Annotated in this window: 10 protein-coding genes; 1 reads left to right on the top strand and 9 read right to left on the bottom strand. The window is 42.4% G+C overall.

From position 1 onward, the window contains the following. Nucleotides 1–116: 116 nt before the first annotated feature. The 4 genes from DXB39_RS11330 to DXB39_RS11315 form a co-directional block, all read right to left on the bottom strand. Nucleotides 117–1,451, bottom strand: a complete 1,335-nt coding sequence (locus DXB39_RS11330) for an AI-2E family transporter (protein ID WP_243006025.1) — start codon at nt 1,449–1,451, stop codon at nt 117–119. A gap of 26 nt (nt 1,452–1,477) precedes the next feature. Further along, nucleotides 1,478–3,763, bottom strand: coding sequence for a hydratase (locus tag DXB39_RS11325; protein WP_022242856.1), 2,286 nt, complete (start codon nt 3,761–3,763; stop codon nt 1,478–1,480). A gap of 176 nt (nt 3,764–3,939) precedes the next feature. Further along, complete coding sequence (locus DXB39_RS11320; RefSeq protein WP_117841870.1) at nt 3,940–6,324, bottom strand: sensor histidine kinase; 2,385 nt, start codon at nt 6,322–6,324, stop codon at nt 3,940–3,942. A gap of 15 nt (nt 6,325–6,339) precedes the next feature. Continuing rightward, nucleotides 6,340–7,029: a response regulator transcription factor gene (locus DXB39_RS11315; protein ID WP_022242854.1), complete on the bottom strand. Its 690-nt coding sequence runs from the start codon at nt 7,027–7,029 to the stop codon at nt 6,340–6,342. A 234-nt stretch (nt 7,030–7,263) separates the two neighbouring features. On the opposite strand from DXB39_RS11315, the gene DXB39_RS11310 reads away from it, so the two are divergent. After that, complete coding sequence (locus tag DXB39_RS11310) at nt 7,264–7,854, top strand: hypothetical protein (protein ID WP_022242853.1); 591 nt, start codon at nt 7,264–7,266, stop codon at nt 7,852–7,854. Nucleotides 7,855–7,884: 30 nt separating this feature from the next. Here DXB39_RS11310 and DXB39_RS11305 read toward each other — a convergent pair whose 3' ends face one another. From DXB39_RS11305 to DXB39_RS11290, 5 genes are all read right to left on the bottom strand, one after another. Next, on the bottom strand, nt 7,885–8,616 hold the full coding sequence (locus DXB39_RS11305) for a hypothetical protein (RefSeq protein WP_117698888.1): 732 nt from the start codon (nt 8,614–8,616) through the stop codon (nt 7,885–7,887). Nucleotides 8,617–8,637: 21 nt separating this feature from the next. Continuing rightward, nucleotides 8,638–9,576, bottom strand: coding sequence for a phosphoribosylformylglycinamidine cyclo-ligase (gene purM, locus DXB39_RS11300; protein ID WP_117698887.1), 939 nt, complete (start codon nt 9,574–9,576; stop codon nt 8,638–8,640). 61 nt (nt 9,577–9,637) lie between these two features. Further along, entirely contained in the window at nt 9,638–11,587 is a 1,950-nt protein-coding gene (locus tag DXB39_RS11295) for a bifunctional metallophosphatase/5'-nucleotidase (RefSeq protein WP_117841869.1), read from the bottom strand. Between the two features lie 125 nt (nt 11,588–11,712). Then, nucleotides 11,713–11,856: a hypothetical protein gene (locus DXB39_RS14790; RefSeq protein ID WP_158565991.1), complete on the bottom strand. Its 144-nt coding sequence runs from the start codon at nt 11,854–11,856 to the stop codon at nt 11,713–11,715. Between the two features lie 129 nt (nt 11,857–11,985). Continuing rightward, a complete protein-coding gene (locus DXB39_RS11290) occupies nt 11,986–13,095 on the bottom strand; it encodes a DUF362 domain-containing protein (protein WP_117841868.1) in 1,110 nt (369 codons plus the stop codon). Nucleotides 13,096–13,352: the final 257 nt, after the last annotated feature.

The following is a 13,352-nucleotide window of genomic DNA, read 5'->3' as shown; positions in this document are numbered from 1 at the left end:
CTTGCGGAGCGTTTTTTACTTTACAGGAAAGCAATTTCCTATAAAGTAAAAAATCCGAAGAATCATAACATTTTATCTGCTATGATTCTCCGGATTTTTTATTTCCTTACCAGAATTTACTTTTTCTCTTTTTTCTTTAAGGATGGAATATGAAGTTCCTTTTTCTCAGAGGCTTCCTCTACCGGCTCCTCCAGATGTACGATTTCATTGGTCTTTTCATCGACTTTTTCCAGGCGGATATATTCGTCCGTATCCTCCGGCAGCTTTCGTTTCCGCAGACAGTAATCCACGGTCTTATCGATAATATAATAGATGACTGCGAAGGTCGGAACACCAAGAATCATTCCACCGATTCCAAAGAGTCCGCCGCCTACCATGATGGCAAATACCACCCAGAAGGAATTCAGTCCGGTGGAATCTCCTAAAATCTTCGGTCCGATAATATTTCCATCTACCTGCTGCAAAATAAATATAAATATCAGGAAATAGATTCCCTTAATCGGATCTGCCAGTGCGATGATAATAACGCTCGGTATTGCTCCGATAAAAGGGCCAAAAAACGGAATAATGTTGGTCAATCCCACGAATACGGAAACCAGCAGGGTATATGGCATCTTCATAATCAGAAGACAGATATAACACAATACACCGATAATGGCGGAATCCAATAATTTACCGGAAATAAATCCACCGAATATTTCATTACTCTTCCGGAAGGTGTCAATAATTACATTGCCCCGCATCGGTTTGAAAATGGCATATACAATCTTTTTGGACTGACCGATAAATTTCTCCTTGGTCATCAGCACATAAACGGATACGATAAGTCCGATGATTGCATTCATCAGCACCTTAACCATATTGATTACACCACTGGTAATAGATGTAATGTAGGTCTGGATGTTTGGCAGGAAAGACTCCTTTACCCAGTTTTCAAGGTACGTTACCATATCCATCATGTTCGTTTCTAATGACTGTATGATTTCATTATCTGAATTTGTCAGTCCATTGAACCAGTCAATAAATGAATCCACCTGCTTTGGCAGGGAATTTACCATTCCAGAAATACTACTGATTAACTGCGGAATCATCATGGCAAACAACAGGATTACAATTAATACAAAGACAACTACGGCTCCACCGGTTGCAATACTCCTTGCAATCTTCCTGCACTTCTTCTCTTTCTGCACTCTTGGTTCTAAGAAATGCAGCAAATGCTTTTCAAAGAATTTCATAATTGGATTAATGAGGTATGCAATCACAAGTCCGAAGGTAATCGGCTGTAATACCCTCATTATAGTGTCCCAGCCCTTTGAGACACCATTGTACCGGTATATCATAAAGAAAAACATTGTGCAGCAGCAGAACAGTACAAATACCAGCACTGCAAGGCTGATGTACCAGCGCATCCCATGTTCTGTTTTCCCGCTCTTTTTCTTATCTTCTTCCATTCCGTTCTCCTTCTTTTTCCGGAATTTTATTTCCGGTTATAGTTAATGAGGCATCCTTTACGGATAATCTCTCTCTCCTCGTCAGTAAGGTCACCCAAGGTTAATGAGAACTCGGTTAACTGTCCGTCTTTTACGGCATACGCTTTTACTTCCGGAGCTTTCTCTTCTACTGCTTTGCGGATTTCCGGTACAAAGAGATAGTCTCCGTTGGCAAATGGCAGTTCTCCTTCTTTGATGATAAATGGAAGCATACCCCAGTTAATCAGGTTGGAACGATAACGCTTGGTTGCATATTCGTTGGCAATGTTTGCCCAGCCGCCTAATACTTTCTGGCAGGATGCTGCCTGCTCACGGGCAGAACCGTCGCCTGGTTTTACTGCAAAAATGGTACTTCCGATTCCGGTATTCTCTTCATTGATATCCGGGAACTGTGTACGGATTGCATCTACAGCTGCCTTTAATTCTGGCAGCACTGCGTATGGTTCTTCGCCTGCTTCTCTTGCTGCTTCTGCCTTCTGTACTTCTTTGGCACGTCCAACGTATGCAGGGTCTTTTCTGGAAAGTGTGAACTCTGCCAGTCCCAGTGGATTAGAACGATAAGAAGATGTCTCTCCGGAAGGAATCAGCTCATCGGTTGTAGTTACCGGATCATGAATCTCGGATACTACCTTTAAGATGAGGTTATCGGTTAATGCTACCATCTTCGGCCAGTCTTTAATGTTTGGTCCCATCTGGATTTCTACGGATGGATCTGCTACACCATGGCTGTCAAAGACACGGTTCTCATATATGGTCTTATCAAAGAAATATTTCGGCTTACTGAAGTTTACATCCACATCAGTTGCTGCGGTTAAATATCCCTTGTTTGCTGCGGTTGCTGCAATAGAACGGGCATCCATCAATGCTACGGATGCAATCTGGCCGTTCTGTACCTTGGAGCCTTCACGGTTCGGGAAGTTTCTGGTAGAATGCCGGATGGAGAATGCATTGTTAGCAGGTGTATCTCCTGCTCCGAAACATGGTCCGCAGAATGCAGTCTTAACGATTGCTCCTGTCTCCATTAATTTTGCTACAGCTCCGTTTTTCACCAGTTCCATGTAAATCGGGGTACTTGCCGGATATACGCTTAGGGTAAATTCATCCGGTCCGATGCTGCTTCCCGCTAAGATGTCTGCTGCATCACAGATATTTTCAAATCCACCACCGGCACAGCCTGCGATGATTCCCTGGTCTACATATAGTTTTCCATTGCGGACTTTATCCTTAAGATTTAAGTCTACTGCTCCATTGAAGCTTACCTGTGCTTTCTTCTCGCAGTCATCCAAGATGTCCATAAGGTTTGCATTCAGTTCTTCAATGGTATAGGTATTGCTTGGGTGGAATGGCATTGCAATCATTGGACGGATGGTGCTTAAGTCAATTTCAATCATGCCATCATAGTAAGCAACCTGTCCCGGATTTAATTCTTTGTATTCTTCTACTCTTCCGTGAATGTCATAGAATTCTTTCACTTTCTCATCAGTTGCCCAGATAGAGGAAAGACAGGTAGTCTCTGTGGTCATTACGTCTACGCCGATACGGTAATCTACGCTTAAGTTTGCAACACCAGGTCCTACGAATTCCATTACTTTATTCTTTACATAGCCATTGGCAAATACTTCACCGATGATTGCCAGTGCGATATCCTGCGGCCCAACGCCTTTTACCGGTTCTCCGGTTAAATATACGGCTACAACGCCCGGCATATTGATATCATAAGTCTGCTCTAAAAGCTGTTTTACAAGCTCCGGTCCACCTTCGCCCATTGCCATGGTTCCCAGTGCTCCGTAACGGGTATGGGAATCAGAACCAAGAATCATTTTTCCGCCGCCTGCAAGCATTTCACGGGCAAACTGGTGAATAACTGCCTGATGAGGTGGTACATAGATTCCGCCGTATTTCTTTGCACAGGTCAGTCCAAACATGTGGTCATCTTCGTTGATGGTTCCACCTACTGCACAAAGGCTGTTATGACAGTTGGTCAGTACATAAGGAATTGGAAACTTTTCCAGTCCGGATGCTCTGGCTGTCTGGATAATTCCAACATATGTAATGTCATGGGAAGTCAGCTTATCAAATTTGATTTTCAGCTTCTCCATGCTGCCAGATGTGTTGTGGTCCTTTAAAATACCGTATGCAATGGTATTTTTTGCTGCTTCTTCTTTGCTTACCGCAGTGCCTGTCATGGATGCAATAGCTGCGGATGCTTCGCTATTGTCTTCTACTACGGTACATCCGTTTACGAGATATGCCCCTGTCTCATGTAACTTCATGAATGTTTCCTCCTGTTTTCTGAACTGATTACTATTTTATACCTCTTCCTATATAGGAAGAAATCGGCGGGGAAAAAGCCACCGCCGATACTCTTTTTCTAATTCGTTATTATAAAGAAACGTCTGTTAAAAATCAACCCTTTTCAAGGATTCCCCACGGTTTGCAAGGTTCCTTATTATGCCAGTGGAAAGGTAATGGTAACAGAGAATAAATCACCGTCCAGAGTTACTTCAAAGGTTCCGCCCATAATCGTGGTAAGATTCTGGGCAATGGAAAGTCCCAGTCCGCTTCCTTCCGTGGTTCTGGATTCGTCTCCTCTTGCAAAACGCTCCGTCAGCTCTGCCGCACTTCCATGCAGTGGCTGCTCGGAAATATTTTTAATAGAGAAGATTACCTTCTGCTCTGATGTCTCCATGGTCACATAGACTCTGGTGTGTGCCATGGCATATTTTGCCACGTTGTTATAAAGATTCTCTACCACGCGCCAGATTCGTCTGCCGTCCGCCATAATGACAACGGATTCCTTCGGCAGCTTTGTAATCGTGGTCAAATCCTTGGCTTCGAATTTCTCATTAAATTCACCTGCAGTCTGGTAAATCAGTTCCACAAAATTAATTCTTGTCATCTGAAGTGTAATATTTCCGGAGCTGATTCGCGATGCCTCTACCAGATCTTCTGTAAGCTGCCTTAACCGCTGGGATTTTTCTTCCAGTACATTCAGATAATTCTGCATCCGCTCACTTTCCGGCTTCTCCATTTTCATAAGGTTTACATAATTCAAAATAGAAGTCAGCGGTGTTTTGATATCATGGGATACATTGGTGATTAAGTCTGCCTTCATACGCTCGTTTTTGGTATTCTCTTCCACCACAAGATGCAGGCTGTCTCCAATGCTGTTTACTGCCTCTGCCAGCTTTCTGCTGTCGCTGTGAAGATGCTCTAACGGAATCTTATAGGATAAATCTCCTTCCGTAATCTGTCTGATTCCCTTCATGATTTCCTGCTTCTGTACTACATCCCGGAGATAGATTACACCGATAACAATAATCTGAAGTGCCAGAAGAATTCCACCTAACAAATGTCTTCTTGTAAAGAACTGATACGCCAAAAACAAAAATAACAACGCATTAAATACAAAGGTAACAATGACACGCACCGATGCTTTCCATGTTCCAAGTACCCGCAAAGTGCTGACATATACCCAGTTGGTAAAGCTGTATTCCCAGAACACGCCGGCTTTCATACGCCTTATAACACTGGTATAGAAAATCTGGAACACGCCGTCATAGATAAAGGAAATCACGCCTACTACCACAAGCATTCCCGGAATATCCCACTCATAGGATGCCGCAGAAAAACTTAAAACCAATATCAGTACAGAAAATACAATAAATATCAAAAAGAAAAATTCTGTCTTAATATGGTCAATCCAGTTCAGATGAATCTTATCATCCATATGATTGCGTCCTGCTGCCAGAGTCAGATAAACCAGTGTTACAATCCAGCCTAAGAGACTTACCACAATGGTTACAATCGAAATCATGCCCCAGGGATGCAGCGTCATAAATTCTGATTTTGCTTTTGTAAAGCCATCTTCATTTGGAAATGTGGTATCTACCGCTACCAAAAAGACTGCATTATTTCCAATGCCGGACATGGTTCCGTCGATGTATTTGTAATAATAATCTTCCATTCCTTTTACATTGCTGCGGAATTTCAAATCCTTATCATTACAGTAGAGATAACTTCCCTTTTCTTTTCCGTAATCCAAAAGGTTATGTGCTTTGTCTCCGAATACATAAGAGGTAATATCTTCTTCCGTATCCTCTAACATATTTGTGTAGATAACCTGCTCATTTTCAATAAAGACATAAGATAAATTCGTCTCAGAATCATCAAATTCATTCAGTGCTTTCCGGTAGGCAGTTTCTTCCTGGCCGATACGATCCAAGGTCTTTGCCAGTGCCTGATACAGCTCCTGGCCTTCCTCTTCCGTAAGCCTGCCCTCCTGTATGCCCTGGGCAATGGAAATACCGCTCTGTGGCAGATATTTTTCCTCGATTTTATCGGAATACTGTACATAGCCTTCCTTCGACCATGCCACCAGATCACTTAAGGTATAATTTTCAAACTGTGCCTTGTCATTTTCCCCGTCATATTCTTCTGCGTTGGAGATACTGCTGTCATCATACATCCAGTATGCTGAAGCACCATTCCTCACCAGTGTCATGGTATAGCTTTCTTCTGTATCATTACGGATAATGCCGCTTCTTGCGTATTTGATAACATTGACCGGTTTCTCTGAATCGTATTCCCCGTTGGTCTCAAAATTTTTCCGGGTCATTAAGAAATTAGTCAGTTCCGTTACCTTCTGTTCATAGACATAGCTGTAGTAACTGGAATCCACATAGCTCTGATTCGTCAGATTATCCATGTCTATCATGTGCTTTCCGTTTAATGCCGCTACCATAAAGACGGACATCAGCAGCAGGACAGAAAACAGTAACTGCAGGAGAATAATGGTATTTTTCCATACATTTCCATAGTGTCTGTTCTTCATATTTGCTTTCCTTCGTTAATTCTTCTCAACTTTATATCCAACGCCCCATACCACTTTTAAGTATCTTGGCTCCTTCGGATTAATTTCAATCTTTTCACGGATATGACGGATATGAACAGCAACGGTGTTATCTGCACCAATTGCATCTTCATTCCAGATATTTTCATAAATTTGTTCAATAGAAAATACTTTACCCTGATTCTTTACCAGAAGCAGAAGAATATTATATTCAATCGGAGTAAGCTTCACTAATTCACCATCCACGGTGACTTCTTTCAAATCATCATTAATCATAAGACCGCCAACCTGATATACTGTCTCATTGCTTTCGCTGACATTGCCAAGCTGGGTATAACGGCGAAGCTGTGATTTTACTCTTGCTACCAGTTCCAGCGGGTTAAATGGCTTGGTCACATAATCATCAGCACCGATGTTAAGTCCTAAGATTTTATCAGAATCCTCGGATTTTGCTGATAAAATAATAATTGGAATGCTGCTTTCCTCCCGAATCTTTAAAGTTGCCCGGATACCATCCAGTTTCGGCATCATGACATCAATAATCAGAAGATGCACCTCATTTTTCTTAAGCATATCCAGTGCCTGTTCTCCATCATATGCTTTCAAGACATGATAGCCTTCCTGTTGCAGGTAAATCTCGATTGCTTCTACAATTTCTTTATCATCATCACATACCAGTATATTCATTTCGTCCTCCTGTCCTCATGCTCTATCTTTACTGATTTTTGAATACTTCATACTGCGAACACATAAACTACCTCATAATTATCTATAGCGTATCAGATTTTTCTTAATAGGAAAAGCGTACTTTTCTTAAAAAACCTTTAAAATTGTGTTATACTATATTAAATTCGTTACTTTCATAGCATTTTGTTGTGAAAATATCTGTTTTATGATTGATTATTTTTGAAAGGATTGTTTATGAAGAAGCATTATACCTTTATTCCTTTAAAGGAAAAAGATTTATCCTCCTTCCGGAAAGCATTAATCAGCAGCCTGTGGTTCCGCCCCTGTGCCTGCCTGCTTGCCCTGATTGTCATTGGCATTATCGGTTACCGGAAGCTTGCGGTGCTCACCAGTGAGATGTATTTTCTCATTCTCTATGGAATTGCTGCCGGTTTCATTCTCTACCGCATGATACGAGAACTTGCCAATCTGCATCAGGTCAGCACCCTGCGTAAATCCAGCCTGCTTCCTTTTATTCATACTGCCAAAGAAGACGATACCTTCTATTCGGAGGAATTATCCGGCGGGTTTATTATCCAGACCGAGCCAATTAATCTGGTAGAGTTATCTACCAGCAAAGAAGTACTCGCTGAACTTGCCGCCAACTGCGAAACTCAGAATCCACTCTTTGCTTATCTGGAATCCTGCATCAACAGCGGTGATGAAAAATTAATAAACAAAGGCGTCATCTATATTGAGATTATTAAAAAACAATTGGAAAAAGGAAATGTGGATATTCTTGCCACATATGACAAATTAAAAAATTGCAGGGAGGAACTTCTCTAAAGTCCTTCCTGCAATTTGGTTTACGTAGTTCTATTTCTTTTTGTTATCTTTTTCTTTTGCTTTCCACTTGAAGTACTCTGCATCCAGATCCACCGTAACTTCCGGAATCTCTTTCTTTCCTTCGGCCGCATCTTCCTCCGGTTCTTCATCCTCTAAAGGAATTCCGGCTTTCTTAAAGTATTCCGGATTAATCCGGATTTCCGGCTTGATTGCCTGATATGAGGATTTCTTTTCTTCCCTCGGCTCTTTCTTCTCTTTTTCACGTTCCTTTTCCAGTTCGTGGTTACGTTCTTCGATTAATTTCAGATACTTTTCGGTATCTACCATATCCTGAAGCTGGCTCTTAAGCTCTGACTGGTTCTCCCGGATAACCACCTTCTGGGTCTTCATATCATCCTGGGCCTTCTTCAGAATATCCTGAAGGGCATCTGTTGTATCCTGCATAATATGCTGTACCCGCTGAAGGGCATCATCGGTATACAACACAGCGGCTGCATAGACATCTTCAGCATTCCGGCTTGCTTTAAAAATCATGGCATCGCCTTTTTTGCGTGCCTCCCGTTCTGCCTTGTCCCTGCTCTGCTGCGTCACTTCATATTCATCCATCATCTCGTAAATACAGGCATTCAGATGATTGAGATATTCAAACATTTTCTTCTTCTCAACAATAATCTTCTCACCGGTATTGTCATAAAGTTCACTTCTGGATATTAATACATGTATATCCCGTAATACCCTCTCCAGTTTGTCCTGTGTACTCATGATATTCTCCCTTCACCTTGGCTATATATATCGTACAATGTCCGAGCCTGTCTCTGCAAGACCTAATTCCACCGGTTCTTCTCCCGCTGCTTCTAACAGTTCTACCACCCGGTCTGTATCTTCTTCTGCCACCAGTATCAGCATTCCAATTCCCATATTAAAAATATTTCTCATCTGCTCTTTGCTGATATTACCATCTTTATGCAGCATATCGTAAAGTGGTGGAATATCTTCTTCCCGCTGCTTTATCACTGCGCCGGCAGCATTATGCATCAGAGTATGTACTGCCTTATCAATACCTCCATGAGCCACCTGTACGCAGGATTTAATTTCTATCTCACTCTGAAGCAATGCTTCCATGGCATCCCGGTACATACGGGTCGGTGCCAGAAGCAGATCTCCTAACGTAGAACCTAATGATTCATAATAGATTTCCATAGAAGTCTTCGTCAGATATAGTTTTCTCCGGGCTGCCACATAGCCGTTATTATGAAGTCCATTGGATGGAAGTCCAATAATAACATCTCCAGCTTTCACCTGTGCTATTCCTATTTTCTTCTTTTTCTCTACAACTCCGGCAATAAAGCCAACCAGATCATACTGGTCATAAGAGAAAATATCGGAAAGCTCCTTAATTTCACTTCCGGCATAAGTCACATTTCCCTGCCGGCAGCCATTTTCCATACCCTCTTCCATGTCCCGGATATATTCAAACTTGGGACGGGCACAGGAAATATTGTCATAAAAAAGAAGCGGTTTTGCTCCCATGGCATACATATCATTGATACAGACAGCTGCACAATCATAACCTACCGTGTTAAATCTCGACATTTCCGAAGCCAGCAGCAATTTTCCACTTACCGCATTAGTTCTTGATACCAGAATCGGCTCATCATATTTTAAGAACTCTCCCAAAGGTATTTCATTTGTCAATTCTTTTAAGTCAAACTTATCTCGCACTCTCTAACTACTCCAAACTTTTTTCATCTGTTCTATAGCATACCACACTTCCACTCATGTGTTAACTTTTTTTCAATTTTCTTCTACAGATGCGGCGTATGACTTTGACAATCAATACGATTATGAAAATCAGAACAAGGAGTACCACAAGAACAACTCCCACAATCATTGCTGCATATTTATTCGGATTTTTCAGTCTTGCGCCAAGGCTCTTATCATCATCTACCACCTTGCGGTCATGAAGTCCGTTATAATATTCCGGCATCTCTGCAATACCATTTTCTCCTTCTTCAAAGGATTCCATATAGCGGGCAATGGATACCCATGCCTTTAATTCCTGGTCACCATCATAAATAATGCAGTCTTCAAAATCTTCTACTTTACTTCCGTCTGCATTCTTTGGCACAATGGAAAGTAGCCCATATGACATATCCGTTACTGCACTAAGCATCTGGCCGCTGTAAAGGTCAGCTACGACGCAGTATAATTTGTCATCTTCAATTTCTTCTCTCTTATCATCCTTCGTCAGATATACATCTGTTACCCGGTTTAGTATCAGACGGTTCGGATTATAGGTCATATTCAGTCCGGAGCAGTAAAGTCTTGCTGTTGTCATATAATCGGAAATGGAAGCATCAATCTCTGCTACCGTTTTTAATTCTTTTCCGGTCAGGTATACCTTAATCAGCGGGTAACCCGGCACGCCATCTGCCCCGATTCCAAGGGAAAAGGAGTTAAAGACATCTGTTACCGTAACATCCCCCGGCACATAGGTATCACGGACAGTTCCGCTTGGAACGACTGCCACATCAATTTCTTCGCCGTCATAATCCTTCGTATGGGTTGCCCCATAAATATAAGCATCCGCCATGAGATCCCCCAGATTGTGCTCCGTATGTTCCTCATACAAATCATCTACAGATGCAAATTCATAATCATTTTCACACAATACTTCAGAAGCAGTGTATCCAAACTGTTTCAGGTAAGTATCATCAATATTGGCTTCAAAAGCATCTATCTTCTCCTGGGCCGCCTCATCTGCCTCAATATCCGGGCGAATCGGAATCAGGTTATAATCCTCTACCTCCCAGCGTCCTTCCTTATTCTGTGCTAAATGCATGGTTCCAACATTGATTCCATACTCTCCGGCAGAAACAATTGCAGTATTTCCCTGTATAATCGGCTCTTCCAATGTGGTATGGGTATGTCCGCTGATGATAACATCCAGCTCCGGCACTGCCTTTGCAAGAAGTTCATCCTCGGATTTCTTTGGGTCTTCACTGGTTCCACTGTGGGAGAGGCAGACTATCATATCCACATCTTCTTTTTCCTTTATGGTTGCCACAGTCTCCTTCACCGCCTCGATTGGATCTTTAAACTCAAGTGCGCAGGTTGGTGCACAGGAAAGGGAATCCTTGCCGAATACTCCAAGCAATGCGATTTTTACACCGCCCTTCTCGATGACTTCATAATCCTTTACACCATAATGATCAAAGGCATCTTTTAAAAGCTGTCTCTCATCATTCATCTCTGACCAGTCAACGTTACAGACCAGCAGGGACGGCACTACATCACCGCTGGCCACCGCTGTATCAAGCATCTGCGCTAAGCCTTTGCTTCGATAATCAAATTCATGGTTTCCAAGGGTCGTTGCATCATAGCCAAGATAGCCTAACATCCGAAGTTCAGATGCCTCTTCTTCATAAACTGTCTGGAACAGTGTTCCCATGGAAAAATCTCCACCGTCTACCACCAGCGTATCCGGATTTTCTTCCTTCTTCTCATCAATGACTGTTTTGATTCGTGCAAATCCGCCTGCTTCCACATTTTCTCCATCTACTACCGTACGGAAGCTGTTCAAATGGGAATGGGTATCATGGGTAAATACGATATCCACCGACTTCGGCTTTTCTTCTGCTGCGGATGCTGTTGTTACCTGCAGACTGCATACCCCCATGCATGCTGCCAGTAATAGTGCTTGTAGCTTTGCTCTTATTTTTTGTCCCCTCATATTATTCTCCTTTGTATTTTATATTTTATTTTTTGTTTCCGGTGTGATTTGAGGCAGGTTTTTGGTGTCCGGGTTATCAGGTGGATTTTCTCAGATACCTCCGTCTGTCCGGCTGTTATAGATACCTACATTCCGTCAGCAAGGGACTCTAAGAATTTCGCTATACTTACTATATGATATGGCAACCGGCGCAAATTCACATCCATGTTCATCTGCGCCTCGCCGGCACTTCCCTGTGCTGGCGTTGCCAGTTTCTGCCGAAATTCCAAGAGTCCCTAACTGACTGCATAAATGGTATCTATATTCAGTCGAACTGCCGGAAGTATCCCTCTAAACACACACCATAATCGCTCTGTTTCCAAATGACCCTGCCTCTAATCACTTCTACAGCAAAATAATTAAATCTGAATTAACTCATAGTTCCGGGTTCCAAGTCCGATTTTTTCTGCATGCTCTACACAGGATTCCCAGTTGGTATCCGGATGCACCATATGAAAATGGTCTTTCTCATGAACATGCTGCATCTGTTCTTCCAATACACTGCCGTGTACTACCGGCTGCTTATTGCAGGCATCTGCACATGCCATGTCCAGTGCTACCGGATCGAAGGATGCAAACATTCCTACATCCGGGATGATAGGAATATCATTTTCTGCATGGCAGTCGCAGTTCGGTGACACATCACATACCAGCGAAATATGGAAACACGGGCGGTTCTGGCAGACTGCCTTGGAATACTCTGCAATCCGGTAATTCAAAAGATTGGATGCATCCCAGTTGGTTGGATTGACTGCGTCTTTTGGGCATACGCCGATACATCTGCCACAGCCCACACATTTATTTTCATCAATACCTGCCTTGCCATCTGTGATATGTGGTGCATCATGGGCACAGATTCTTACACAGGCTCCACAGCCTACACACAGGCTCTGGTCTACCGCCGGTTTGCCGGAGCAATGCATTTCCATTTTTCCGGCACGGGACCCACAGCCCATTCCGATATTTTTTAAAGCACCGCCAAATCCGGCCCCCTCATGTCCTTTAAAATGTGTCAGGGAAATAAATACATCTGCATCCATCACGGCTCTTCCGATTTTGGCTTCCTTCACATATTCCCCATCTACCGGAACCAGTGCTTCGTCCGTTCCTTTCAGCCCATCTGCGATAATCACATGGCATCCGGTGGAAAATGGTGTAAATCCGTTTTCATATGCTGTATCCATATGATCCAGTGCATTCTTTCTGCTTCCTACATAAAGGGTATTGCAATCCGTAAGAAATGCTTTTCCTCCACATTCTTTTACAAGATCCACCACTACTTTGGCATAATTCGGACGCAGAAATGCAAGATTTCCTAACTCTCCGAAATGAATCTTAATTGCTGCATATTTATCTTCAAAATCAATATTTTTCATTCCAGCTGTAATACAAAGGCGACGCAGCTTCTGCAACAAATTTTCTGAGCCGCTGGTTTTAAAACTGGTATAGTATACTTTGGACGCTTCCATATGCTTTCCTCCTACTTGTTTTTACTTACTATTTACACACTTTTTATACTTCATATCATAATATAATCCGCCGCTTTTTTCAATAAAACGCAGACTGTTTTGTATCTTTGTGCGTTCTTAAAATCATTGCAGCACTCATTAAATCTGCATGCAGGTTTGAATTTTCTTCTATTATTCCACCAGAAAAAAAGCAGCATCCGGTTTCGTGGAATAAAACTTTCGCTTTTCCTCAATCGTGACGCTGCTTCTGTTATTTT

Source organism: Roseburia sp. OM03-7AC (genome assembly GCF_003462625.1).
Lineage (GTDB): Bacteria > Bacillota > Clostridia > Lachnospirales > Lachnospiraceae > Roseburia_C > Roseburia_C amylophila.
Note: the sequence above shows the minus strand (reverse complement) of the source record. Positions and strands in the feature narration are given on the sequence as shown.